The following is a 25402-nucleotide window of genomic DNA, read 5'->3' as shown; positions in this document are numbered from 1 at the left end:
AGCCTCCCCATGCCTCAGTTCCTCAAGACCTTCCTGCGCCGCCCGGCCGGGGCGGTCGGCCTGACCCTGCTCGCGCTCGTCACGGCCATGGCGATCTTCGCCCCCTTGATCTACCCCGCCTCGCCCTGGGAGATGTCGGGGATTCCCTTCAGCCAACCCGGCGAGAACGGCATGCTGATGGGCGCCGACACGCTCGGCCGGGACATCGCCGCGGGTGTCGTCCATGGCGCGCGGATCTCGATCGTGATCGGCATCGCCTCGACCCTGACGGCGCTGCTGATCGGCGTCACGCTGGGCTGCGTCGCCGGTTACGCAGGCGGCGCCTTGGACAGCGCCATCGTCCGCTTCACCGAGATCTTCCAGACGATCCCCAACTTCGTGCTCGCGATCCTGCTGGTGGCGATCCTGACGCCGTCGATCGCGACGATCATTCTGGCGATCGGGCTGGTCAGCTGGCCGCCGCTGGCCCGCCTGACCCGCGCGCAGGTGCGCAGCGTCTCGACCCGCGAATTCGTGCAGGCCGCGCGCTGTCAGGGCCAATCCACCCTGTCGGTGGTGGTGCGCCATGTGCTGCCCAACGCCATCTCGCCGATCATCGTGCTGGGCGCGATGACCGTCGCCGCCGCGATCCTGATCGAGGCCGCTTTGTCCTTCATGGGCCTTGGCGATCCCAACTACATGAGCTGGGGCTACATGATCGGCGCCGGCCGCACCGTGATCCGTCAGGCCTGGTGGATGAGCGTCTTCCCCGGCCTTGCGATCCTGACCACCGTCATCGCCATCAACCTCGTCGGCGAGGCGCTGAACGATGCCCTGAACCCGAGGATCTCGCGCGCATGAGTGACGCCCTTCTGTCCATCGAAGACCTCGTGCTCGCGCTGCCCGAGGCCGCCGACCGTGCCCATGCCGTCGACCGCGTGAGCCTGTCGATCCAACCCAACGAGATCCTCTGCCTCGTCGGCGAAAGCGGCTCGGGCAAGTCGATGACCGCGCACGCGATCCTCGGCCTGCTGCCGCCGAAGGTCCGGGCGGCCGCGGGCAAGATCCGGTTCCGCGGCGAGGACGTGCTGGCCCTGTCCGAGAAGCAGCTGCGACGGCTGCGCGGCGGCGAGATCGCGATGATCTTTCAGGAGCCGATGACGGCACTGAACCCGCTGGCGCAGGTCGGACGGCAGGTGGCCGAGACGATCGAGACGCATGATCCCGGCCTTTCGGCCAGCGCCATCGACGCGCGGGTGCAGGAGCTGTTCACGCAGGTCGGCCTGCCGGACCCCAAGGCGCTGGCCAAGGCCTATCCGTTCCAGCTGTCGGGCGGCCAGCGCCAGCGGGTGATGATCGCCATCGCGCTGTCGAACAACCCGAAGCTTCTGATCGCGGACGAGCCGACCACGGCGCTCGATGTGACCACGCAGCGGCAGATCCTCGATCTGATCAAGTCGCTGCAGGAACAGCGTGGCATGGGGGTCTTGTTCATCACCCATGACATCGGCGTCGTCGCCGATATCGCCGACCGGGTCTGCGTCTTGCGTCATGGCAAGGTGGTGGAACAGGGCGCGGCCGCGCAGGTTCTGCACCACCCGCGCGAGGCCTATACCCGCACGCTCCTCGATGCCGTGCCGGGCCACGGATCGGCGGCGGCCACCCAGTCGGATGAAGAACCGCTGTTGCAGATCAAGGGCTTGCAGAAGACCTTCACCACCGGCTCCGGCCTGTTCGCGCCCAAGCGGACGGTCGTTGCGGCCAAGGGCATCGACCTCAGCATCGCGCGGGGCGACACGCTGGCGGTCGTGGGCGAAAGCGGCTCGGGCAAATCGACGCTCGCCCGCATGGTGCTGCGCCTGATCGAGCCCGATGGCGGCGAGGTGTTGTTCAACGGCACCGATGTGCGCGGGTTGAAACGCGAGGCGCTGCGGCAATTCCGGCGTCAGGCACAGATCGTGTTCCAGGACCCCTATGCCTCGCTCGATCCGCGGCTGAAGGTTGGCGAGAGCATCATGCGCGGCCCGATGGCCTTCGGCACTTCCCGCGCCGAGGCCCGCGCCTCGGCCGAAAAGTGGCTGGAGCGGGTGGGTCTGGGCAAGGCCGCGCTGGATCGGTTCCCGCATGAATTCTCGGGCGGGCAACGCCAGCGGATCTGCATCGCCCGCGCGCTGGCGCTGGACCCCAGCTTCCTGATCGCCGACGAGGCGGTCTCGGCGCTGGATGTCTCTGTGCAGGCGCAGGTGCTGGAACTCCTGTCCGAGCTGAAGGCCGAGATGGGGCTGACGATGCTGTTCATCACCCATGACCTGCGCGTCGCCCGCGAGATCGCCGACCGGATCGTCGTCATGCAACGCGGCGCGATCGTCGAGGAAGCTCGCGCCGCCGATCTCTTCGACGCCCCGCAATCCGACTACACGCGCCGCCTGCTGGAGGCGGTGCCGGGCCGCGATTTCTTCGCCGGCCGACAGATGCAAACGGCGGGCTGAGCGCCGCACCGGATACAAGGAACAGACCATGAGCAACGACCTCTGGCGCCTCAGCGCCGCCGATCTGGCACGCGGGATCGCCGCCGGCCATTTCACCAGCCTCGAAGCCACCGAGAGCGCGCTGGCCCGCATGGATGCCGTCAACCAGCCGCTGAACGCGGTGGTCGACACCCTGCATGACGATGCCCGCGCCGCCGCCCGGGCCGCCGATGCCACCCTCCGCAGGACCGGCCCGCTGGGTCCGCTGCACGGCGTGCCGGTGACGGTGAAGATCAACGCCGATTACGGCGGCCGCGCCACCACCAACGGCGTCGTCGCCTACAAGGACCACATCGCCCCCGAGGACGGCTCGGTCGTGCGCAACTTGAAGGCGGGCGGCGCGGTGATCATCGGCCGTACCAACACGCCCTGCTATTCGATGCGCGGCTTCACCAGCAACGATCTGCACGGCACGACGCTGAACCCGCATGACCCGGCGATCACCGCCGGTGGCTCGTCCGGCGGTGCCGGGGCGGCGACGGCTGCCGGCATCGGCGCGATGGGGCACGGGAACGACATCGGCGGCTCGGTCCGTCACCCGGCCTATTGCAACGGCATCTACGGCCTGCGCCCGACGGCGGGGTTGGCCCCGGCCTTCAACCCCAGCCAGGTGGCCGAGCGGCTGATCGTCTCGCAGATGGCCGCCGTGCAAGGCCCGCTCGCCCGGACGATGGAGGATATCCGCCTCGCCATGCAGGCGCTCTCGGCCCCCGATCCACGCGATATCTGGCAGATCCCGGTGAACGGCGAATACGACCCCGTGACCCATGCCCCCTGCCGCGTCGCGCTGCATGCCGAGACCGATGAGGGCCCGGTCGATCCCGCGGTCTCGGCCGCGATCCGTCAGGCCGGCGAGATGCTGACCGACGCCGGCTACGAGGTGGTCGAGGTCACGCCGCCGTCGCTGTGGGAGGCGATGGAATTCTGGCTGCTGTCCTTGGGCAACGAAATGCGCGCCGGCTTGGGCCTGCTGATGGAGGCTCATGGCGACTGGAAGATGAAACTGTCCTATCAGGTGCTGACGCAGGGCATCCCCGAGGTCGACACCCGCGACGGCTTCCTGAAGATGTACGCGAGGCGCTCGGAGCTGCTGCGCAAATGGCAGTTGTTCTTCCAGGACTATCCGCTGCTTCTGACCGCCGTGACCTGGACCAGGCCGATGCCGGCCGAACATGATGTGTCGGAGGGGCTGGATTACGACTGGTTCCGCCGCGCCACCGCGCCGATGAGCGGCACGCCGACGCTGGGACTTCCCGGCCTGTCGGTGCCGGTCGGCACGGTGCCGGGCGTGCCGATGGGGGTGCAACTGCTCGCCGGGCGCCATCAGGACCACCGTCTGCTGCAGGCCGGTGTGGCGCTGGAACGCGCGATCGGGCAGATCTTGCCGGTCGATCCGGTTCTGCCGACCTGAGACGCGACAGGAAGGGGATGACCATGGATCAGGACCAACGGGACTTCATCGCGGGCTCGCCCCTTCTGTTCATCGCGTCGCGCAACGCGGCGGGGCATCTCGATGTCTCGCCGCGCGGGGGACAGCCCTCGGTCCTGCGCATCGACGCCGAAGGCCGCTTGCTGCTGCCCGATTTCAAGGGCAACCGGCGGCTCGATACGTTGGGCAATGTGCTGGCCGATCCCGAGGTCGCGATCCTTGCGCTGCGCGAAGGTCAGGATCGTTTCGTGCGGGTCAACGCGCGGGCCGAGATCTCGACCGATCCGCGTGTCCTGCGCGCCTTCCCCGCCGACGAGACCCCGCCCCTGAGCGTGCTGGTCCTCGCCCCCAATCTTGTCGAGACCGTCGAGACCGAGGCCTTCCGCCGCGCCGGCTTCTGGATCGGGCCCGAGGGGCGCAAGCCGCCGATCGACGCGCTGGCGCTGCTGACGCAGGACCGCGCGCATTTCGACGCGCTCGGGCTGAGCCCGGTGATAAAGGACGCGGCCGAGGAACAGGGGCTGACCCGCGCCGGTTTGCGCGACAGCTATGGCACCTCGGGCCCGATCGTGCGCGAGAAGGTCGCGCGCGGGGTCGGCCCCGGCAGTCAGCAGCTCTTGGCCGATGTGCGCCTGTTGATCACCGCCCGGATGATGGACGGACGCCTGCGCATGGACCTGATCGCCGAGGGCAGCCCCGCGCTGTCCGAACACGGGACGGTCCTCCATCTGCCCCGACCGAGCGACATTCCGCTGGCGCCGGAGGGCGATATCGGCCTTCTGGCCGCCGCGCCGGGCCGGACGGATCTTCTGCGTCTGAACGGCACCTACCGTACCAGCAACCGCGACTTCGTCCTGTCGCCGCGCGAGGTCTATCTGCATTGCACGGCCTCGTTCTCGCGAGCGCGGATCTGGCAGCAGGCGGTGCCGCAAAGCTGGAGCGGCCGGCGCCGGTTCCTCTGCACCGCGATCACGGACGAGGGGCCCGCAGTGAAGTCCTTCACCCTGCGCCCCGATGACGAGGCCGGGCTGGGGCCGATCCTGCCCGGGCAATATGTCTCGGTCTCGCTGCCCGCGGACCCGAGCGGCCTGCCCCGGCGCCGAAGCTATTCGGTCTCGGGCCGGCCCGAGGAGGACAGCCTGCGCATCACCGTGCGCCGGATCGGCAAGGGCGGGCTGTCGGACGCCTTGCATGACGGCGTCCAGCCGGGCGACACCCTGCTTCTGGGCACGCCAGCCGGGCGCTTCGTGCTGGAGTCAAAGCCGGGGCGGCCCGTGGTGCTGGTCTCGGCGGGCGTGGGCATCACCCCCCTGCTGCCGATGCTCGAGGCCCTCGCCGCCGAAGGCCCGGACCGCGATGTCTGGTTCGTCCATGGCGCGCGCGACAGTGCAAACCATCTGTTCCGCGACGCCGTTGCGCCCTTCGCGGGGCCGCGTCTGCGCCTCGTCTCGGCCTATTCCCGGCCCCTGCCCGATGATCGCCCCGACCATGCCGCCCGCATCTCGGCGGCGATGCTCGCAACGTTGACAGAGCCGAGGGAGGCGGATTTCTACCTCTGCGGCCCGCTGGATTTCATGGCGGATCTCACCCGTGATCTGATCGCCCTCGGCGCCGATCCCGCCGCCGTGCGGTCCGAGGCGTTCGAGGCCCATGGCGGCGGTCCGCTGGCCGAGGCGATGGAGGCCCGGCCGCCCTGCACGGTGACTTTCGCGGCCTCGAAGAGGGCCGTGCGCTGGACTCCCGCGCGCGGCACGCTGCTGGATCTGGCCGTGTCCGAGGGGATCGAGGCGCCGCATTCCTGTCGCATGGGCGATTGCCAATCCTGTGCGCAGCGGATCGTCGCGGGTCGCGTGCTGCACCCGGCGATGGCGCCGGTGGATCTGGTGCAGGGACAGGCGCTGATGTGCCAAGCCCTGCCCGATGGGGATGTGACGATAGACTGCTGATCCGGGCGCGGGCTGATGACGGGGCTCAGGCGCCCGCGACAGCCTGCGCGACATAGGTGGCGATCATCGTGTCGAGATGCGCGCCGCCACCGTTCTTGAACAGCGTGATCTCTGCGGCCGAGCCCCGCCCGCAGCGCCCGGCCACGAGGTCATAGAGATCGCCCTGCACGTCGCTCTCACCGATCACCCCCGCGGCCATCGGGATCATCAGCTCGCCGATATGGCCGATCGTGCTGTCGCGGCTGTCGACGAACAGCCGACCCTTGGCGATCAGTGCATCATCGGCCTCGCGCATATCGGCCTTGTAGGCCCCGATCAGATCGACATGCGTGCCCGGCCGAACCCATTGACCCAGCACCACCGGCACCCGCGCCATCGTCGCCGTGGCGATGATATCCGCCGAGGCACAGGCCGCCGCCAGATCCGTCACCGGCTGGACGGGATAACCCTGCGCGTCCATCTCGGCCGCCAAGGCCTCGGCCTGTTCGGGCCGCCGGGTCCAGACCGAGACGCGCGACAGCCCCGGAAACGCCGCCCGATACGCCTTGACGAGGTTCCGCGCCAAGGTCCCGCCCCCAACGATGAGCAGGCTCTCGCTCTCGGGCCGGGCAAGCAGAAGCGCGCCCAGAACGGAGTCGCCGGCGGTCTTCAGCTCGGTGATCAGCCGCGCGTCGATCACGGCGCTGAGGCTGCCATGCTCGGGCTCGAACACCATCATCGCGCCCTGCACCGTGTCCTTGCCCGCCTGCGGATTGCGGTCGAAGACGGTCACCGCCTTTACCCCGTAGCCGAGGCCCGGAATATGCGCCGCGCGGGTCAGCAGGGTCTGGTCGGCGGGGCCATGGAACAGGTCACCCAACTGGGCGCGCGGGCGCTGATGGCCGGCACGAAGGGCGGCAATCGCACCCTCCCAGCTGACATGGTCGATGGCATCCTCGTAGCGCAGGAAGGCAGCAGACATGGGCAGGTCCCTTCGAGCAAGAGGTCAGGCGGCGGCGATGATCATCACTTCGACGCGGTAGTCGGGCGTGGCCAGCCGGGCCTCGCCACAAGCGCGCGTGGGCGGATTGGCCGGGTCGACCCAAGCGTCCCAGACCGCGTTCATCTCGGCGAAATCCGCCATGTCGGCCAGCCAGATCGTGGCGGACAGGATCTTCTCCTTCGCCGAACCAACCTCGGCCAACAGCCGCTCCACCTGCGCCAGCGCGTCCTTCGTCTGCTCGGTGACGCTGTCGCCGTGGCCGTGGCCCACCTGCCCCGCCAGATAGACGGTGTTGTTGTGGACGACGGCCTGGCTCATGCGCGGGCCGGGTTCGATGCGGGTGATGGTCATGGGAGGGTCCTTCGGATCGTTCGTGGCGATCCTATCGCGATTGCGATTTCTGTCAACTGTCGACACCTAGGGATGCAAAACGCACGACCGAAGCCGCGCGCCTGTCCCAACCCGTTTTACAGTTCACGCTCCGGCCAGCAGCGCCCGTGCCTTGTCGACGCTGATGTCGCCCGCGGCGACCAGCCCCTTGGCGATCCGGTCGACCTCGGCGCCCGAGGCTCCGGCGGTGATGGCGATGTTGCGGGCGTGCAGCGTCATGTGACCACGCTGGATCCCCTCGGTCGCCAAGGCCCGGATCGCCGCCATGTTCTGCGCCAGCCCGACCGCCGCCGTCACCTCGGCCAGTTCCGAGGCGCTCTCGACCTTCATCATCCGCAGCGCCGCTTGCGCCGAAGGATGCGTCCGCGTCGCCCCGCCGACGATCCCCAAAGCCATCGGCAACTCGATCGAGCCGATCAGGCGACCATCCGCGGCCAGTTCCCACCGGGTCAGCGAGGTATAGCGCCCGCCGCGCGCGGCATAGGCATGGGCCCCGGCCTCGATCGCACGCCAGTCATTGCCGGTGGCGACGACGACCGGATCGATGCCGTTCATGATGCCCTTGTTATGCGTCGCCGCGCGGTAGGGATCGACGATTGCCAGCGCGCAGGCCTCGACGATACCCTTGCACACCGCCGCGCCATCAAGGCTGTCGGTACCCAGCGTTTCCGGCCGCAGCTCGGCCCGCGCGCGGACCACGCGCAGGTCGGCGAGGTTCGACAGGATCCGCAGCCGGACCGTGCCGCCGGTGATCTTCTCGACCTCGGGAGCCAGCATCTCGGCCATGGTGTTGACGGTATTGGCCCCCATCGCATCACACACATCGACGAGGATATGCAGCACCAGCATCGGGCCGACGGGCGTGTCCTCGAAGATATGCACCTCCAGATCCCGGCAGCCGCCGCCGAGGCCGATCAGCACCTTGTCGCGCGAATTGGCCTTCTCGATCAGGGCCTCGCGATGCTCGAAGATCCCCTGCTTCGCGCCGAAGGGATCGCTCAGCCCCAGCACCTGGATCTGGGCGCGCATCACCGGACGGTCGGCGCGGGCGCGAAACCCGCCATCCTGCGCCACCAACTTCGCCATATACGAGGCGGCGGCGACGACCGAGGGTTCCTCGACCGCCATCGGCACGAGATATTCCTTGCCGTTCACGACGAAATTGGTGGCCACGCCGAGCGGCAATTCGAACGTGCCGACGACATTCTCGATCATGCCGTTGGCCATGGTCAGCGGCAGCGCACCGGCCCCCTGCAGGATCGCGTCATCGCTGTCCGCCAATCCGGCGGCACGGCAGACGGCGGCGCGGCGCTCGGCCGGTTCCAGGTTGCGCATGTTCTCGATCCGCGAGCGCACGCGAGGGGTCTGGGGCTTCGGTTCCATCGGCTCCTCCTTCTTTGCCCCGGTGCTAGCGCAGGTGGCGCGGGTCAATAAGGTACAGTTGACCCGGATAATCCGTCTTTGTACCCATGGCTGTGTCAGGACAATCAGGAAGGCCCCATGCGTTCCAGCAAGGCAGACCGCATCACCGAGACCCTTGCCGGCGACATCGCCTCGGGTGTCTTGAAGGCGGGACAGCGACTGCCCTCGATCCGGCGCGCGGCCGAGGATTTCGAGGTCTCGAAGAACACCATGGTCGAGGCCTATGACCGCCTCGCAGCGCGGGGGCTGGTGCAGGGGGTGCAGGGCTCGGGGTTCTTCGTGACGGAGACCGATGGGGGGGCGGTGCCCGATCTGCCGCAACCGCCACATATGATTGAAGCCTTCGATCAGGTCTCGTTGCTGAATGCGCAGCTCGATCAGGGATTGCAAGTTCGGATCGGCGACGGGCGCCCTCCCCTGTCGTGGATGCAGGATGCGCTGCCACAGAAGCTGTCGGGCAACTTCCTGCAACGGTTCGAGGGCGACCAGACGGCCTATGGCAGCGCCTACGGCAGCGCCGATCTGCGCGAGGTCATCCCCCAGAAGACCCGCCGCGCCGGGATGGCCATCGGCCCCGATCAGGTCGTCACCACCTTCGGCGCGAACCATGCGATGGACCTGATCATCCGCCGGTATTTGGAGCCGGGCGATACCGTTCTGGTCGATGAGCCGGGCTATTACCCGTTGTTTGCAAAGCTGAAATTGGCAAAGATCCAGCATGTCGGCGTGCGCCGCACCCCGAGTGGCCCGGATCTGGAACAGTTGCGCGGCCTGATCCGATTGCACCGGCCCAAACTGTTCTTCACCCAATCGCGGTGCCAGAATCCGACCGGCACGGCGATCGACCTGCCGAGCGCGCATGCCCTGCTCCAGCTGGCCGCGCACCATGGGATGCGGGTGATCGACAATGATCCTTTCGCGGACCTGCCGGACCAGCCCGGAACCCCGCTGGCGCTGCTCGATCAGTTCGAGCAGGTGATCGCGATCTCGACCTATTCGAAGCTTCTGTCCGCCAGCTTCCGCACCGGCTATCTGATCGCCGCGCCGCGCATCGCCCGGGAATTGGCCGAGCTGAAGTTGATCACCGTGGTCAACAGCTCGCGCTTCTCGGAGATGCTGACCTGCGAGATGATCACCAACCGCCGCTACCAGCGCCACCTGAAGAAAACCGCGCAACGGCTGGCCGAGCGCCGTGCCGATTTCAACGCCCGGGTCGGCACGATGGGGTTGAGTGTGGTGGCACCCGACGGCGGTGGTTTCTACACCTTCCTCCAGCTGCCGGAAGGCCATGACGAGGAACGGATCGCCCGACGCGCGCTGTCGAAGGGCATCTTCCTCGCGCCCGGTCGGGTCTTTCATGTGGGACAGGAACGCCGGCCTGCCGCGTTTCGGATCAATCTGACCCGTTCCGATGACCCGCGTTTCTACAGTTTCCTGAAGCGCGAACTGGCCTGAGAGACCCCCCAGAGCGCGTCAAACCCTTTATTTCTCGACGAAATCACTGCCGCAAGGATCGCGCCAAGCGTGCCCTCGGTACAGTGGCGCCAGTCCGGCGCCAACTGTACCTATCTTTCGCCCCTACGACCCCCTAGAACAGGCGCAACGGAGGAAACTGATGACTGTTGACACTTTTGCCACCACTGGCCTGCCGGACCTGCCCTCGCGGCCCGGGCCGCTGTCTGGGATCGTCGTGCTGGACATCACCCGCGTCGTCGCCGGCCCCTATTGCGCCATGCTGCTGGCCGACATGGGCGCCACTGTGATCAAGGTCGAGAACCCCTCGGACCCCGATTATGCCCGCGATTTCCCACCCTTCGCCGGCGAGGGCCGCAAGAGCGCGTTCTTCGGCCAGTACAACCGCAACAAATCCGGCATCACCCTGAACCTGAAGCACGACGAGGGGCGCGCGCTGCTTAAGGCGCTGGTGCGCAAGGCCCATGTGCTGATCGAGAATTTCCGCCCCGGCACGATGGAGAAGCTGGGCCTCGGCTACGAGGTCCTGCGGGCCGAGAATCCGGCGCTGGTCTATACCGCGATCAGCGGGTTCGGGCGGACCGGCCCCAATGCCTCGCGCCCGGCCTATGACAACACCGGGCAGGCGGCAGGCGGTCTGTGGTCGATGAACGGCTATGCCGACCGGCCGCCGGTCCGGGTGGGGACGATCATCGGCGATCTCTCGGCGTCGCTCTATGCCGCGCTGGGAACGGTTGCCGCACTGCGGGAAGCCGAGAAGACCGGGCAGGGTCAGGTCGTCGATGTCTCGCAACAGGACAGCGTCCTCAGCCTGACCGAGAACGCGGTCGTGCGCTACACGCTGGAGGACGACATCGCCTGCCCTCTGGGCAACGATCACCCCTTCGTGCGGCCCTATGGGCAGTTCCCCTGCAAGGACGGGCATGTCTTCTTCGGCGGCTATACCGACAAGTTCTGGCGTCTCTCCTGCGAGATCTTCGGCACGCCGGAGCTGGCCACCGACCCTGAGATCGACACGATGGACAAGCGGTTCGACGAGGCCGTCTATCAATCGCGCATTCTGCCGATCCTTGACCAATGGTTCCTGCCCCACACCAAGGCGGAGCTTGAAGAGATGGCCGGGGATCGGGTGCCCCTGACGGCGGTCAAGACCATCGCCGAGGTGGTCGAGGACCCGCATATCGCCGCGCGCGAGATGATCGTCGAGGTCCCGGTCGGCGCGCAGCCGGTGCGGATGTTCGGCAATCCGGTGAAGCTGTCGGCGCAGGCCGCGGCACCGATGCAGGGCGCGCCGGACACCGGGGCGAACAATGCGCAGGTCTATGCTCAGCTGCTGGGGCTCTCGTCCGAGGATCTGGCCCGGCTGACGCAGGCGGGGGTGTTGTGAGATGACCATCCGCTACGAGACGCAGGGCAAGGTCGCGGTGATCACCCTCGACCGGCCCGAGAAGCTGAACGCCATGTCGCTGGCGATGTATGACGGGCTTGGCGCGGCCTATGTCCGAGCGCGCGACGACGACGCGGTCCATGCCGTGGTGCTGACCGGCGCGGGCGAGCGGGCATTTTCAGTCGGCGCGGACCTGACGGAATCGATCCCCGCGCTGGCCGAGGATCGGTTCGACATCAGCGAATGGGACGCGGCGCATGCCAAGGGGATCGAGCTCTACAAGCCGGTGATCGCGGCGGTGCGCGGCGCCTGTATTGGCGGGGGCATGGAGTTCATGCTGTCGACCGACATCCGCATCGTCGCCGAGGACGCCGTGTTCCAGCTGCCCGAGCCCGAGCATGGTTTCGTCCCGGCCGGCGGCACGTTGGTGCGGCTGGTGCGGCAGGCCTCCTACGCCCATGCGATGCAGATCATGCTGATGGCCGAACGCCTCAGCGCGGCCGACCTCTACCGCATGGGCGTGGTGAACGAGGTTCTGCCATCAGATCAGGTGCTCGCTCGGGCCATGGCGGTCGCCGAGCGGATCGCCTCGCTGGGGCCGATCGCTGTTCAGGTGATCAAGGAAGCGGCGCTGGAGCTGCAGGCCGATCCGCTGGAGACGGCCTTCGCGCGCGAGGCCAAGCTGGGGCAACGCGCCTTCACTTGCGACGACGCCAAGGCCGGGCTGGCCCGCTTTGTCGAACGCGGTCGTCGCCGAAAGGGGGCGGAGGGCTGACCCCGCCCCCGTCGAGGCCTCAGCGATGCGCGAGGGTCAAGGCGCGGTCGAGGTCGTCATAGAGGTCATCCACCGTCTCCAGCCCGGTCGACAGCCGCAGCAGATCCGTCGGACAGGGCGAACCGGCCCCCTCGATGCTCGCGCGATGCTCGATCAGGCTCTCCACCCCACCAAGCGAGGTGGCGCGCTTGTAGATCTCCACCTGCGCGGCGGTGGCAATCGCCGCCCCCTCGCCGCCCCGCACGCGCACGGACAGCATATAGCCGAAGCCGTCCGTCATCTGCCGCGCGGCGACGTCATGGCCGGGGTGTTGCGGCAGGCCGGGATAGAGCACCTGCGCGACATGGGGATGGGCCTGCAGCCGCTCGGCCAGCGCCATGGCCGAGGCCGATTGCCGCTCTTGCCGCACGAACAGGGTCCGCATCCCGCGCATCAGCAGATAGGCCTCGAACGGGCCGAGAATGCCGCCCTGCCCGCGCCGTACCGTCTTGATCGCGTTCCAAAAATCGTCGTCCTGCCGGGCACAGAGCGCGCCCGCGACCACGTCGGAATGGCCGTTCAGCACCTTCGTCGCCGAGTGCATGACGATATCCGCGCCCAAGGTCAGCGGCGTGGTGTGCACCGGCGAGGCGCAGGTCGAATCCACCGCCAGACGGGCGCCGGCGGCATGGGCGATTTCGGCCGCGGCGGCGATGTCGGTGATGGTCCACAGCGGGTTAGACGGCGTCTCGATCCACACAAGCTTGGTCTTGCCCGGCTGCACCGCGGCACGCAGTGCGGACAGGTCATCGCTTTCCACGAAGGTCACTGACAGGCCCCAACGCGCGGCCTCGGTCATCAGCCAGTTGCGCAGGGCCCAGTACATCACCTTGGACGCGACGACATGATCGCCGGGTGACAGCGCCTGAAACACCGCCGTCGCCGCCGCCGAGCCCGAGCCGAACAGCAGCGCCCCGGCCTCGGCCTTTTCCAGCCGGGCCAAGACGGCCTCGCATTCGCGGGTCGTCTCGTTGTCCGGACGACCATAGACGAAGCCGTTGGAATAGCCGTTGTCGGGGTCGCGGATATAGGTCGTCGCAAGGTGCAGCGGCGGGACCACGCCCTTGGGCACAGGGTCGATCTTGCCCAGGGCCTGAGCGGCAGCGGTTTGCGGGGAGACGGTCGGTTTCATCGTTGGGGCACCTGAGAGGGAGGGATCACCGCGCCACAATGCCCCAAATCCCATGGCGCAAGTTGGCAAAATCTGTCACCAAGTGACGAATTTCGTCATTCTATTGGCCCGACGCGATGAAAAACGCCACTCTCGACGCCTTCGATCTGGCGCTTCTGCGCGAAGTGCAGGTCAACAACCAAACCCCCGCCCGCGTTCTGGCCGAACGTGTCGGCCTGTCGCAAAGCGCCGTGCTGCGACGCCTGCGCCGGTTGCGGGCCGAAGGGGTGATCAAGGCGGATGTCTCCATCATCGACACCAAGGTGCTGGGCGTGCCGGTGTCGATCCATGTGCTGGTGTCGATCGAGCATGGCTCGCGCACCTCGGCGCAATTCTCCAACCGGCTGCGGGGCCGGCCCGAGGTTCAACAGGCCTCGTATGTCACCGGCGACGCGGATTTCGTCATCCATCTGCAGGTCGAAAGCATGGAGGCCTATGCCAATTTCGCGCGCGAGGTGTTCCACGACAGCCCCGAGGTCGTCGAATACCACACCTATGTCGAGATGCGCGAAGTGGTCGGCACCGGGAGCAGGCGATGACCTATCCGACTTACGACCAGACCCCCGTCGGCCGCTTCGAGAATGCCGAGGATCTGATGCCCCTGCTCTCGCCCGAGAACGCGGATGGATGGTACCTCTATACCCCGCGCGCCGGCCGACCGATGCGGTTTCACCGGCACGACGGGAGTGTGATCGAACCCGGCCGCTTCCTGACCGACCTTGGCACGATCCCCAAGATCTTCCGCATCGGCAGGTTGATGCAGCCCGACAGCTATCCCGCCGTCGCACTGCTGCATGACTGGATCGTCCGGCAACAGAACTGCCGGACCGTGACGCGCGAGTTCGGCGACAGCATCCTGATCCAGCAAGAGGCGCTGAAGACCTGGATGGAAAGCCATCCGCAGGACCGCAGCCGGCTTGTCTTCCTTCTGACCCGGATCGGGCTGACCAGTGGCCGGTCCCGAGACGGGTGGGAGGTCGAATTCAACCCCTGCCCGCCCAGTCTGGAGACGCTGCTGGCTACCCAGAAAGACCTCAATCGCTGTCGCTTCTGGCGTCGGCGCTAAGGCCTCACGGGATGGTCTTGCCGGGGTTGAACAGCCCTTGCGGATCAAGCGCCTGCTTGATCGCGCGCATGGTCGCCAACCGGGGCTCGGCCCGGTACTTGGGCATGTAGGGCAGCTTGGCCTGGCCGATGCCATGCTCGGCGCTGAAAGACCCGCCCAAGGCCGCGACCCGGTCGAGGATCCGCGCGACCTGCGCCTCGACCGGCAGATCGCCCCAGTTCTGGCCCGCGCCCGCCGCCAGCGTGTAGTGCAAATTGCCGTCGCCGAGATGCGCGACGGTATAGACCTCGAACCCCAATGCGCGGGATTCGGCATCCGTTTCGGTCACGAACTCCGGGACCGCGGCCAAGGGCAGCGACATGTCGAACATGTAGGTGCCGTTCAGCGCGAAGATCGCCTCGGCCGCGCCTTCGCGCAGGGCCCAGAAAGCATCGCGCTGCGCCTCGGAGGCTGCGATCACCGCATCCTCGACAAGGCCGTCCTCCATCAGGCCTGCCAGCACCTCCATCACCAGCGCCTGCAGCCGGGGCGTGCCCTCGGCGTCGGGCGCGGCGTCGTCGGGGCGGGTCGAGGTCAGCTCCAGCAGGATGCCGGTCTCCACCGCCTCGGCAAACGGGCCGCGCTGGTGATGATGGGCGCAGATCTGTCGCATCATCGGCGCGGGCATGTATTCGAACGCTTCGACCAACCCGCCCGAGGCATCCTGCAGCCGGTTCAGCACAATCAGCGCCGAGGCCACGTCCGGCAGGGCCAAGAACGCCGTCGCGCGGGCGACAGGGGCCGGGAACAGCCGCAGGCAGGCGGCGGTGATGATGCCCAACGTCCCTTCGGCGCCGATCATCAGGTCGCGCAGGTCGTAGCCGGTGTTGTCCTTGCGCAGGCCCGACAGGTCGCTGACGATGCTGCCATCGGCCATCACTGCCTCGATCCCCAGACACAGGGCGCGGGCATTGCCGAAACGCAGAACATTGGAGCCGCCGGCATTCGTGGACAGGTTGCCGCCGATGGTGCAGCTGCCCCGCGCGCCGAACATCAAGGGATAGATCAGCCCCTCGGGCGCGATGGCCTCCTGCAGGTGTTGCAGCACGCAGCCGGCCTCGACCGTGACGCTACGGGCGACGGGATCGACCTTGCGGATGCGCTTCAGACGGTCGAGCGACAGCAGCACATGCGGCTTCGGCCCCAGCGGCACGCCCCCGCCCGCGACGCCGGTATTGCCGCCCTGCGGGGTGATTGCCACGCCCGCCGCGGCGCAAAGTTGGACGGCGGCAGCGACGGCCTCGGTGCTGTCGGGGCGCAGGACGGCCAGCGCCTCGCCGGAATAGGCGCCCGTCCAGTCGGTCAGATAGCGCGCGCAATCGGTGGGGTCGGTCAGCACCGCCTTGTCACCCAGCGCCGCGCGCAGGTCGGAAAGGAAGGTCGGGGTCATCGTAAGCTCCGGTCGTCAGGGATCAGCCGCGCCCCTCGCCCGGCGCACGGCCGGCAAGGAACACGGTCAGGATGGCCAAGGCCACGAAGCACGTCGAGACCCAGGATGAAAACAGGAAGAACGGATCGCCGCCTGTGGCCGAGAAGGCCTGCCGCGCCGTGTTCTCAAGGCTGCCGGAAAGGATGAAGGCGATGACGAAGGGCAGATGCGGGATGCGCAGACAGCGGAACAGATAGCCCAGCACGCCGAAGCCGAAGGCCGTCCACAAGGCGCCCAGACGCGGGTCCTGCACATAGATCGCCGTCAGCGTGACCAGCAGCACGACCGGCAGCAGGTAGCGGATCGGCACCCGGGACATGACGCCCATGGCCCGCATTAAGACACCGCCGATGGTCCAGTTCAGCAGGTTCCCCAGCGCCATCAGGGTGAAGATGCCGAAGGCGATCACCAGTTCGGGGTTCACCTGCGGATAGGTGAAGTTGAACACCCCCGGACCGGGGTTGAAGCCGCCGATGCTATCCGCCGCAAGGATCAGGAACACCGCCGCCGCATTGCCGGGAATGCCCAGTGACAGCACGGGGATCAGGTTCGCGCCACTGACGGCGCTGTTCGCGGCCTCGGTCGCAGCGATGCCTTCGGGCGCGCCGTCGCCGAAATCGGCCTGCTCGGGCGTCTTCTTCTTGGCGTGGACCTTGCGGCCCAGCGTGTAGCCCAGCGTCGCGGCGAGGGTCGAGCCGACGCCCGGCAGCGCGCCGATCACCGTGCCGATGAAGGACGAGCGCAGGATATGCGGCACGATCCGCCTCACGTCGCCGGGGCGCAGCCCATCCGGGCCGTCCGTCGCGGCCGCGATCGGGCCCTTGCCGGCCTTGGCCCCGCGCCAATGATCGTCGAGGGTCCAGAAGATCTCGCCCAAGATCAGCACGCCCAACACGGCCGAGACCATGGGGAAGCCGTGGCTCAAGGCATCGAGCCCCAGTGCAAGACGGGGGTGGAAATCCTGTCCCGTGGCGACCATCGAGGCCAGCATGCCGAGCGCGATGGCGATCAGACCTTTGCCGACGGAGCTGCCCATGACGGCAGCGATGAAGGTCAGGGACAACAGGATCAGCGCGGTCTTCTCGGGCAGGTCGAGGAAGCGTTCGACCAGCACGGCAAGGAAGGGCGCGCAGACAAACAGGGCGATGTCCGACAGCGTATCGCCGCTGACCGAGGACAGATGCGCCACCTTCAGCGCGCGTTTCGGCATGCCCCGTTTGGTCATCGGGTGGCCGTCCAGCGTGGTCATAAAGGCGTCGGGTGTGCCGGGGATGTTGAACAGGATGGCCGGGACCGCGCCGCCCACGGTCGCGCCCTTCATGATGCCGATCAGAAAGCCGAAGACCGGCAGCAGGGCCTCGGTCCGCACCCCGAAGATCGAGATCAGGATCGGCAGCGACACGGCCATGGCCATCGGCCCGGCCAGACCCGGCGTGGCGCCGACGGCGATGCCGGTCAGCAGGCCGAGGAACAGCATGGCGGGGGCGGCGGGAATGCCGAAGCCGCCCAGCGTGAACAGGTCGGGCCCGGTGAATACCGCGCCGATCCCCATCAGGATATAGTCCATCACAGGTCCCCGTTGGGCGGCAGAAGGAAGTCGTCGAAGGGCAGATCGTAGAGCATCGCCAGCACCAGCGCGCCGACGAAGCCGATGGCAAAGGCCCGCAGGGTGATCCGCCGCTCGGCCAGCGAGATCAGGCTGCCGACCATCAGCATGCCGCCGCCAACATAGCCGAGGTATTTCCACGGCAGGCTGGCACGCAGCGGCCGATAGCCCGTGTCGGTGAGCAGCCCCGCCACGGCGGGACCGATCCAGCGCATGGCCAGCAGGCTGACGAAGAAGATCACGAACACGATGAGCAGGAAGGACAGCTGGCCCTGCCCGAGGCTTGCACGCGGGCGCGCCGCCGCCTTCTTGCCCATCGATTCCACCATGAGGACGACGCCCGCCAGCGCCAGCAGCCCGAAGGCGACGCTGGGGCCCATCGCATCGCCGATCCGGTACTGACCCCGGATCCGCTCGACGATACCGCTGCCGGTATCGGCCGGCACCCAGACCAGCAGCGCCAGCAGCGCCACGACCAGCACGGCGAGGCCCAAGGCCACGTCGGCATTCACACGTCTCATGGCCTCGTCCTCCGCCGCTGCCGGGTCGTTCCGCCTTAGCGCACGCTGTCGATCAGCGCCGCCGAATCCTCGACCGCCCGCTGAAGATAGGCGTCCAGATCCGCGCCCGTCAGCACCGAAGCCCCGCCGAAGCTGCGGGTGATCAGCGCGCCGGCCTCGGTCTCAGGGTTCTGCACGACCGAGGCGATAGCCCCGGCCAGCGCCGCGCGGGCATCATCGGGGATGCCGGCGGGGGCCACGAACATGAAATAGCCGTCGAGGTAGAAGTTGCTGCCCAGATCGCGGATCGTCGGCGCATCGGGGCTGTCGACCAGAGGCGTCGGGATGCCGCTGGCGACGTTGACCATCTCGCCATTGCGCACCGCGCCGGCCTGTGCGCCCGCGACCCAGCCAAGGTCCAGATCGCCCGCGCGCAGGCCGTTCATGATCTCGGCCCCGCCTTGCACCTGCACGATGTTGAACTCGATGCCGGAGCCGAGGCTCAGGTGATAGGCCATGTCGGCCTGACGCTCGGTCGCGGCGCCCAGACGGATCGGGCGACCGGCTTCCTGCGCGGCCTGCACGGCGTCCCAGCTGGCGAAATCGCCGCCCGCCATGGCCACGAGGCCCAGCTGGAACGCGGCGGTGGTGGCGAGGGGGGTGAACTGATCGGCCTGAAGATCCGGGTTGCCGAGGCGCACGGCGTTATAGGCCAGCGTCTCGGTCACGATCATGCCGATCACGCTGCCATCGGCCGGGGCCGAGCGCAGCTCTTGCGCAAGATTGAGGCCGCTGTTGCCGGTCACCTGCTGCGGCAGCACGGTCCAGCCGGTCGCGTCCTCGATCCCCTGCGCGACGAGGCGGGCCTGCGTATCGGCGCCACCGCCGGCCGCGAAGCCGATCATCAGGGTGATGGGGCCCGGCGGGGTCCAGTCGGTGGATTGCGCCGTGGCGGGAAGGGTGAAGCAGGCGCCAGCCAGCAAAACGGCGGCGCAGGTCGGGATGGCTCGAATCATCAGTCTCCTCCTCTGATGCCCCTCAAAGTCGGAAAGGAAGGTGGAAAAGTCAACTTAATATTGTTGACTTCTCCACCTTTCTGCGCGACCTTCCGATCAAGGGAAGAGGAATATCCATGGCCAAAAGCGACATAGAATCGGCGATCGAGCTGCGTCTGCCATTGCCGCTGCTGGTGTTCCAGCTGCACAGCGCGCTCAACGCGCAGGCCCGAGCGTTGATCTCGAAGCGCGGCGATCTGAGCCTCGCCCAATGGCGGGTGCTGCGGCTCATCAGCCTCGATGTGGCGCATGCCAGCACGGGGATGCGCAAGCTACTGGGCATCGACAAGAGCCAATTCTCCAAGGAGATCGGCGCCATGGTCGCGCAGGGCTACATCCAGACCGCCCCCTACGAGGCCGACCGCCGCCAGCAGGTTCTGACCCTGACCGACAAGGGCCGCGCCGCCTATGCCGCCATCGCCCCCGCGCTGGATGCGCGGCAGGCGCATCTGATGGCCGCCCTGACCGACCAGCAGCGCGAGGTGATGTTCGAGGCCATCAAGGCCCTGTCGGACGCCGCCCAACGCCATGATTTCGACATTGACGAGGACCCGACCGCATGACCCGTACCCCCAATCTGCTGGTGATCCTGTCCGACCAGCATCAGGCGCAGGCGCTGTCCTGCGCCGGCCATCCCGTCGTGCGGACCCCGAACCTCGACGCGTTGGCCGAGCGTGGCACCCGCTTCACCGAGGCCTACACCCCCTCGCCCATCTGCGTCCCCGCCCGCGCCGCCTTCGCGACGGGGCGCTATTGCCACCAGATCCGCCTGTGGGACAACGCCATGCCCTATACCGGCCAGCCGCGCGGCTGGGGCCATGCGCTGCAGGACAAGGGCATCCGCGTCGAGTCGATCGGCAAGCTGCATTACCGGCAGATCGGCGACGACACCGGCTTCGACGTGCAGCACATCCCGATGCATGTGGTGGATGGCAAGGGCATGGTCTGGGGTTCGATCCGGCGTGAGGACGAGCGCGTCTACAAGCGCGAGGTCCGGATGATGGGCGACGTCGTCGGTCCCGGTGAGAGCAGCTACACGAAATACGACGCTGCCGTGACTCAGCGCACCTGCGACTGGCTGACTGAGGCGGAAGGCTCCGACGCGCCGTGGTGCCTCTATGTCGGGCTCGTCGCGCCGCACCACCCGCTGATCGCCCCGCCCGACTTCTACGAGATGTACCCGACCGACAAGCTCCCCGCCGACAAGATGCGTGGCCTGCCCCGGCACCCCTGGATCGACAAGACCTCGGCCGCGATGGTCGGAGAGGAAGGCTGGACCAGCGAGGAAGAGCGCCGCGTCGCCATCGCCGCCTATTACGGGCTGACCAGCTACATGGACGCCAATGTCGGCCGGATCGTCGCGGCGCTGAAGGCCAGCGGCCAGTTCGACAACACGACGATCATCTATTCCAGCGACCATGGTGAGAGCCTCGGCACCCGGAACCTCTGGGGCAAGATGACGATGTATGAGGAAAGCGCGAAGATCCCTCTGATCGTCGCCCCGGCGCCCTCGCTGGGGGCCTCGTTCCCGGCACTTTGTGCGACGCCGGCTAGCCTGCTGGATGTGTCCGAGACGATCCTTGACCATTTCGACGCGCCGCTGGAGGGCGAGCGTCCGGGCGGATCGCTCTATGACCTCGCCACGGCCCCGCTCGACAACCAACGCGCGGTGTTCAGTGAGTACCATGCAATCGGCGCGGTCTCGGGCGCGTTCATGCTGCGCAAGGGCCGCTGGAAGCTGATCCATTACGTCGGCTTCCCGCCCGAACTGTTCGATATCGAGGCCGACCCGGAAGAATCCGTGAACCGCGCCACGGACCCGTCCTGCGCTCAGGCCTTGGCCGAGATGCAGGCCGCCCTGCGCGCGATCTGCGACCCTGAAGCGGTCGATGCACAGGCCTTCGCCGATCAGGATGCGATGATCGCGGGCTATGGCGGGATCGCGGTTGCGGCCAATATCGGCGCGCCGTCCTCGACCCCGCCGCCGAAGCATTGAGGGGCGGCGCGCTTAGCCGAACATCGAATTCGGGATGAACAGCGCGATCTGCGGGAAGGCGATGATCAGCAGCAAGGTCACGATCATCGCCAGCAGGAACGGCGTCACGCCCGAAAACACGGTCCGCATCGCCACGTTTTCCGCCACCGAGCGGACGACGAAGACGTTGAGGCCCACGGGCGGGGTGATCATGCCCATCTCGATGACGATCACCGCGACGACGCCGAACCAGATCGGATCGAACCCCAGCGCAAGGATGATCGGGTAGTAGATCGGCACCGTGATCACCAGCATCGCCAGCCCGTCGAGGAACATCCCCAAGACGACGTAGCTGAGCAAGATCACCGCCAGCGTCCCGAACGGCCCCAGCCCCAGCCCCGTCAGACCCTCGCCCAGGACCGAGGGGATGCCGGTCAGTGCAAGGAACGGGTTCAGCACATTGGCGCCGACGACGATCATGTAGAGCATGGCCGAGGTCCGCACCGTCTCGCTCACCGCCTTGGCGAAACCTGTCAGCGACAGTGCCCGTGTTCCCAGCGCCAGCAGGGCGGTCAGGGCCGCGCCGATGCCCGAGGCTTCGACCGGGGTGAAGGCGCCGATATAGATGCCGCCGATCGACACCACGATCACGCTGATCAAGGGTGCAGCCGTCAGGAACAGGCGGATGCGTTGCGCGAAGGGTTTCGCCTCGCCCGCCGGGCCGGATTCAGGACGGCGCAGGGTGACGAGCCAGATCGCGGCGATGAACATCAGCATCATCAGCAGGCCCGGCAGGATACCCGCCATGAACAGGCGTCCGATCGATTCCTCGGTCAGGATCGCATAGAGAACGAAGCCCGTGGACGGCGGGATCAGGAAGCCCAAGGTGCCGCCCGCGGCGATGGCGCCGGTGGACAGGCCGTCGGCATAGCCGAGCCGCTTCATCTCGGGCAGCGCGACCTTGCCGATGGTGACGGCCGTGGCGACGGACGAGCCCGAAACCGCCGAGAAGGCCGCGCAGCCGATCACCGAGGCGGACGCCAGCCCGCCACGGAACCGGCCGACCCAGGCATGGGCCGCATCGTACAGCGCGCGGGAGAAGCCGGCTTCCGAGGCGATGTTGCCCAGAAGCACGAACATCGGCAGCACGATCAGGTTGTAGTTGGCGACCGAGGAATAGGTCTCGGTGAACAGGATCGCGCCCGCACGGCGCAGGCCCTCGACGACCCAGATGCCGAAGAAGCCGGTGATCAGCATGGCGAAGGCCACGGGGGTGCGCAGCAGCATCAGCGCGAACATCCCGCCCAAGGCGAGGATGCCGATGGTGAGGTCAGTCATTATCGGGCGCTCCCCCCAGAAGCAGGCCGAGGATCTGCGCGGCGAAGACCAGCGCACAGAGCCCCATGCCGATCAGGATCGCCGCATAGACCGGCCAGAGCGGCAGCTGCAGCATGTTAGTGACGTCGCCGTATTCGGCGGCCTCCCGGGTCTTGGCGAGGGCGCGCAGGCACAGATGGACCAGCACGGTGATCGACAGCACGCGGCTGAGGATGTCGCCGAACCAGCGGCCCCAGCGGCCGAGTGCGCGGTCCAGAAGATCGACGCTGACATGCGCGCCGCTGGCCGTGGCCTGCGGAAGCGCCAGCATCGCCAGCGCGACGGCGATGGTCTGGACGATCTCGTTCACGCCCATCAGCGGATTGCCGACGATGTAGCGCATCACCACGCCCGTCGCGATTACGCCGACCATGGCGACCAGACAGATCCCCGCGCCGAGGTTTAGAAGGAAAGGAACCTGGCCGGCGCGGGCCGACCAGGTCTTGAGCGTTGCGTTGCTCACAGGGATCACTCGCCGCGCAGGGCCGCGACATAGGCGCGGGCTTGGATGCCCGAGGCCTCGGCATCGGCGATGATCTGCTCGACGACCGGGGCCGAGGCCGCGTTGAAGCGCGCGGCTTCGTCGGGCGAGAGGGTGATCACGGTCTTGCCCTCGGTGCCCTCGAAGGCCGCGAGCGCACGCTCGGCCACGCCCAGCCATTGCGCGCTGCCCGACAGCGAGGCGGTGCGGCCGGCGTCCAGCACGGCGGACTGCGCCTCGTCCGAGAGGCCGTCAAACGTGTCGCGGTTCATGACCATGAAGAACAGCGAGATCGTCGTGTCCATGCCCATGGTGATCGAATTGGTGACCTCGGCCAGACGGAAGGCGCCGAGCGTCGTCGCGTCGATCATCGCGCCGTCGATGACGCCCGTCTGCATGGCGTTGTAGATCTCGGGCGCGGGCATCGACACCGGGTTCGCGCCCCAGGCCTGCACGATCAGTCCGGCATTGCGCGACGGCACGCGGATGTTGAGACCGGCGAGGTCATCAAGGCCGTGCAGCTCATGCGAGCCCATCAACAGCAGGTTCGGCGCGTTGTTCCACAGGCCGACCAGCTGCGCGCGGCGGTATTCCGGCGCCAGCATGTCGAGATGGTCGACGATCGACTGCGTGCCGGTTTCGGCGGTCAGCACGCCCGGCAGCTCGCCGAGCAGGGTCATCGGGAAGCTCGACGCGGTATAGCCCGGCAGCGAGAAGGCGATGTCCGCCACGCCGTCGAGCACACGGTTGTACTGCTCGGCCGGGCCCGGGCCCAATTCGCCGCCCATGTAGACATGGACCGTGGTGTCGCCGCCGGTCGCGTCCGAGATCGCCTGCGCGAAGGGCGCATAGACGGTGTCGACGATGAAGTGTCCGGGCGGCTGGAAATCCGCGAGTTTCAGCTCTTCGGCCAGCGCGCCCTGCGCGAGGCCGGTGACCAGAAGGGCGGCGGTGAGGGTGGTGATCTTGGCCATTTTTCTCTCCCGTGAAATGGCTGTGGTGTCCCGGCCCACCAGATTTGCGTCGAGGGGCCGGGAGGATGGCTGGGGCAGCGGTTTCAGGCCTCGCTGCCGGTTTCCTCCGGAACCTTGTCCTTCTTCCCGCCGGCGACCGAATAGGTGATCGGCATCTTCCGCGTGGCGAGGAATTCCTGCAGCGTCTCGCCGCGGAAGGCGGCATAGACCTCGGGGTTGGGCACGCCGAGCACGGCGGCCATCTTCTCGAGCATGAAGAAGCTGACGCCGCGGCGGATCATCTCGATCCATTTGCGGTTCTTGACGAGGTCGATCTCTTCCTCGGTCAGGCCGCGTTCAGCCGCGAGCGCGTCGAAATCCTCGCGGAAACGCTTGCGGTGCGCGGGCTTGATCAGGTCGTGCAGGAAGTCGTTCAGCCGGAAGTTCGCCTGACTGCGGGCATGGGTCAGCGGATAGGTGCCGGCGACCGTCTCGGCCCCGGCCAGCTCATGGCCCATGTGCGCGCGGTAGGCGGCCAGCTCGGCCTCGTCGGGGGCGGCGCCGTGATCCTCGAACACCAGCGTGGCGATATTGGTCACTGAGGGCGCGTAGGTCTGTTTGTGCACCAGCGTCACATCGTCCGACAGCGCGCCGCGCATGATCAGCCACATGATGACCTCGGCGCCCTCCATGCCGCCCTTGGCGACGTAATCGGCGAGCCGCATGTCGACCAAGGCCTGCGGGTTCGTCTCTAGCAGGTCGAGGAACTCGGCGTCCCAGTCCTCGTTGATGAAGCCCGCGCGCTCGCCATGCACCTGATGCGACAGGCCGCCGGTGGCCATGATCGCGACGTTCAGATCCTCGGGGTAGCTTTCGATCGCGCGGCGCAGCGACTTGCCCAGCTTCCACATCCGCTTGGCCGAGGGGATCGGCAGCTGCAGCAGCCCGCAATGCAGCGGCACGACCTTGCCCTGCCACGGGCCGTCGTCATCGCCCAGCATCGACAGCGGCGACAGGAAGCCGTGGTCGACCGGCTTGCCCTGGAAGAAGGACATGTCGAATTCATCCGCCGTCAGCGCCATGGCGATATGCTGCGACAGGCCGAGATGGCCCATGGCCGGGGCCACGTCGCGCGGGCCGCCGCCTTCGTCGGCCGGGTGGTATTCGCTGTCGATCCCCATCGAGAAGAACGGGTAATGATCAAAGAAGAACGAGGTGACGTGATCGTTGTAGATCAGGAACAGCACGTCGATCTTCTTGGCGTTGACCCAGTCGCGCACGACGTCGAAGCCTTCGAAGATCGGCGCCCAGGCCGGGTCGTGCCGTTTGCCGTTGTCCTTGGCGAAGCCGATGGTGGGGGAATGCGACGCGCCGATGCCGCCGATGATACGAGCCATGGG

General features: G+C 67.5%; 23 protein-coding genes. 11 read left to right on the top strand and 12 right to left on the bottom strand.

The features are described from left to right. Positions 1 to 9: 9 nt before the first annotated feature. Genes BCY78_RS03595 through BCY78_RS03580 form a run of 4 tightly spaced genes read left to right on the top strand, consistent with a single transcriptional unit; the run spans position 10 to position 5882 of the window. Positions 10 to 840, top strand: a complete 831-nt coding sequence (locus tag BCY78_RS03595; RefSeq protein ID WP_068297971.1) for an ABC transporter permease — start codon at positions 10 to 12, stop codon at positions 838 to 840. Next, positions 837 to 2468 carry an ABC transporter ATP-binding protein gene (locus tag BCY78_RS03590; RefSeq protein ID WP_068297969.1) on the top strand — a complete coding sequence of 544 codons (1632 nt, stop codon included), beginning with the start codon at positions 837 to 839 and terminating at the stop codon, positions 2466 to 2468. The genes BCY78_RS03595 and BCY78_RS03590 overlap by 4 nt, the downstream gene beginning before the upstream one ends. Before the next feature lie 28 nt (positions 2469 to 2496). After that, positions 2497 to 3918 (top strand): amidase, encoded by a 1422-nt coding sequence (locus tag BCY78_RS03585; protein WP_068297966.1) that lies wholly within the window; start codon positions 2497 to 2499, stop codon positions 3916 to 3918. A 23-nt stretch (positions 3919 to 3941) separates the two neighbouring features. After that, positions 3942 to 5882 carry a pyridoxamine 5'-phosphate oxidase family protein gene (locus BCY78_RS03580; RefSeq protein WP_158515894.1) on the top strand — a complete coding sequence of 647 codons (1941 nt, stop codon included), beginning with the start codon at positions 3942 to 3944 and terminating at the stop codon, positions 5880 to 5882. Positions 5883 to 5907: 25 nt separating this feature from the next. On the opposite strand, the gene BCY78_RS03575 is transcribed toward BCY78_RS03580, so the two are convergent. The 3 genes from BCY78_RS03575 to BCY78_RS03565 all read right to left on the bottom strand — a co-directional run bounded on the left by BCY78_RS03575 (position 5908) and on the right by BCY78_RS03565 (position 8637). After that, positions 5908 to 6843, bottom strand: coding sequence for an ornithine cyclodeaminase family protein (locus BCY78_RS03575; RefSeq protein WP_068297962.1), 936 nt, complete (start codon positions 6841 to 6843; stop codon positions 5908 to 5910). 24 nt (positions 6844 to 6867) lie between these two features. Further along, positions 6868 to 7215 carry a RidA family protein gene (locus tag BCY78_RS03570; protein WP_068297960.1) on the bottom strand — a complete coding sequence of 116 codons (348 nt, stop codon included), beginning with the start codon at positions 7213 to 7215 and terminating at the stop codon, positions 6868 to 6870. A 123-nt stretch (positions 7216 to 7338) separates the two neighbouring features. Further along, complete coding sequence (locus BCY78_RS03565; protein ID WP_068297959.1) at positions 7339 to 8637, bottom strand: hydroxymethylglutaryl-CoA reductase, degradative; 1299 nt, start codon at positions 8635 to 8637, stop codon at positions 7339 to 7341. 117 nt (positions 8638 to 8754) lie between these two features. Between BCY78_RS03565 and BCY78_RS03560 the strand changes: the two genes are divergently transcribed. The 3 genes from BCY78_RS03560 to BCY78_RS03550 all read left to right on the top strand — a co-directional run bounded on the left by BCY78_RS03560 (position 8755) and on the right by BCY78_RS03550 (position 12311). Beyond that, the gene (locus BCY78_RS03560) at positions 8755 to 10131 is read left to right on the top strand and encodes a PLP-dependent aminotransferase family protein (RefSeq protein WP_068297958.1); all 1377 of its coding nucleotides are present in this window, start codon (positions 8755 to 8757) and stop codon (positions 10129 to 10131) included. A 160-nt stretch (positions 10132 to 10291) separates the two neighbouring features. Further along, on the top strand, positions 10292 to 11536 hold the full coding sequence (locus tag BCY78_RS03555) for a CaiB/BaiF CoA-transferase family protein (RefSeq protein ID WP_068297957.1): 1245 nt from the start codon (positions 10292 to 10294) through the stop codon (positions 11534 to 11536). Between the two features lies 1 nt (position 11537). Next, positions 11538 to 12311: an enoyl-CoA hydratase/isomerase family protein gene (locus BCY78_RS03550; RefSeq protein WP_068297953.1), complete on the top strand. Its 774-nt coding sequence runs from the start codon at positions 11538 to 11540 to the stop codon at positions 12309 to 12311. A 19-nt stretch (positions 12312 to 12330) separates the two neighbouring features. On the opposite strand, the gene BCY78_RS03545 is transcribed toward BCY78_RS03550, so the two are convergent. Further along, the gene (locus BCY78_RS03545; RefSeq protein ID WP_068297950.1) at positions 12331 to 13482 is read right to left on the bottom strand and encodes a PLP-dependent aspartate aminotransferase family protein; all 1152 of its coding nucleotides are present in this window, start codon (positions 13480 to 13482) and stop codon (positions 12331 to 12333) included. Positions 13483 to 13598: 116 nt separating this feature from the next. Between BCY78_RS03545 and BCY78_RS03540 the strand changes: the two genes are divergently transcribed. Both BCY78_RS03540 and BCY78_RS03535 read left to right on the top strand, forming a co-directional pair. Further along, a complete protein-coding gene (locus tag BCY78_RS03540) occupies positions 13599 to 14060 on the top strand; it encodes an Lrp/AsnC family transcriptional regulator (RefSeq protein ID WP_068297947.1) in 462 nt (153 codons plus the stop codon). Then, entirely contained in the window at positions 14057 to 14587 is a 531-nt protein-coding gene (locus BCY78_RS03535) for a DUF1353 domain-containing protein (RefSeq protein ID WP_068297944.1), read from the top strand. The genes BCY78_RS03540 and BCY78_RS03535 overlap by 4 nt, the downstream gene beginning before the upstream one ends. Before the next feature lie 4 nt (positions 14588 to 14591). Here BCY78_RS03535 and BCY78_RS03530 read toward each other — a convergent pair whose 3' ends face one another. The 4 genes from BCY78_RS03530 to BCY78_RS03515 are packed head-to-tail and all read right to left on the bottom strand — an operon-like array spanning position 14592 to position 19177. Continuing rightward, positions 14592 to 16016 carry an FAD-binding oxidoreductase gene (locus BCY78_RS03530; protein ID WP_068297941.1) on the bottom strand — a complete coding sequence of 475 codons (1425 nt, stop codon included), beginning with the start codon at positions 16014 to 16016 and terminating at the stop codon, positions 14592 to 14594. 22 nt (positions 16017 to 16038) lie between these two features. After that, positions 16039 to 17622: a tripartite tricarboxylate transporter permease gene (locus BCY78_RS03525; RefSeq protein ID WP_068297938.1), complete on the bottom strand. Its 1584-nt coding sequence runs from the start codon at positions 17620 to 17622 to the stop codon at positions 16039 to 16041. Then, positions 17622 to 18182 carry a hypothetical protein gene (locus BCY78_RS03520; protein ID WP_233499341.1) on the bottom strand — a complete coding sequence of 187 codons (561 nt, stop codon included), beginning with the start codon at positions 18180 to 18182 and terminating at the stop codon, positions 17622 to 17624. Before BCY78_RS03520 ends, BCY78_RS03525 begins: the two co-directional genes overlap by 1 nt. A 35-nt stretch (positions 18183 to 18217) precedes the next feature. Further along, on the bottom strand, positions 18218 to 19177 hold the full coding sequence (locus BCY78_RS03515) for a tripartite tricarboxylate transporter substrate-binding protein (protein WP_083194799.1): 960 nt from the start codon (positions 19175 to 19177) through the stop codon (positions 18218 to 18220). 116 nt (positions 19178 to 19293) lie between these two features. Between BCY78_RS03515 and BCY78_RS03510 the strand changes: the two genes are divergently transcribed. Together BCY78_RS03510 and BCY78_RS03505 are read left to right on the top strand one after the other, a co-directional pair. After that, on the top strand, positions 19294 to 19779 hold the full coding sequence (locus BCY78_RS03510; protein WP_068297935.1) for a MarR family winged helix-turn-helix transcriptional regulator: 486 nt from the start codon (positions 19294 to 19296) through the stop codon (positions 19777 to 19779). Beyond that, complete coding sequence (locus BCY78_RS03505; RefSeq protein WP_068297932.1) at positions 19776 to 21212, top strand: sulfatase-like hydrolase/transferase; 1437 nt, start codon at positions 19776 to 19778, stop codon at positions 21210 to 21212. Before BCY78_RS03510 ends, BCY78_RS03505 begins: the two co-directional genes overlap by 4 nt. 12 nt (positions 21213 to 21224) lie before the next feature. On the opposite strand, the gene BCY78_RS03500 is transcribed toward BCY78_RS03505, so the two are convergent. The 4 genes from BCY78_RS03500 to BCY78_RS03485 all read right to left on the bottom strand — a co-directional run bounded on the left by BCY78_RS03500 (position 21225) and on the right by BCY78_RS03485 (position 25399). Next, positions 21225 to 22529: a TRAP transporter large permease gene (locus tag BCY78_RS03500; protein WP_068297930.1), complete on the bottom strand. Its 1305-nt coding sequence runs from the start codon at positions 22527 to 22529 to the stop codon at positions 21225 to 21227. Then, on the bottom strand, positions 22522 to 23031 hold the full coding sequence (locus tag BCY78_RS03495; protein WP_068297929.1) for a TRAP transporter small permease: 510 nt from the start codon (positions 23029 to 23031) through the stop codon (positions 22522 to 22524). Before BCY78_RS03495 ends, BCY78_RS03500 begins: the two co-directional genes overlap by 8 nt. Positions 23032 to 23036: 5 nt before the next feature. After that, the gene (locus BCY78_RS03490) at positions 23037 to 24023 is read right to left on the bottom strand and encodes a TRAP transporter substrate-binding protein (RefSeq protein WP_068297927.1); all 987 of its coding nucleotides are present in this window, start codon (positions 24021 to 24023) and stop codon (positions 23037 to 23039) included. An 83-nt stretch (positions 24024 to 24106) separates the two neighbouring features. Beyond that, entirely contained in the window at positions 24107 to 25399 is a 1293-nt protein-coding gene (locus BCY78_RS03485) for a gallate dioxygenase (RefSeq protein WP_068297924.1), read from the bottom strand. Positions 25400 to 25402: the final 3 nt, after the last annotated feature.

Source organism: Pararhodobacter sp. CCB-MM2 (genome assembly GCF_001691415.1).
In the GTDB taxonomy this organism is placed as follows: Bacteria; Pseudomonadota; Alphaproteobacteria; order Rhodobacterales; family Rhodobacteraceae; genus Pararhodobacter.
Note: the sequence above shows the minus strand (reverse complement) of the source record. Positions and strands in the feature narration are given on the sequence as shown.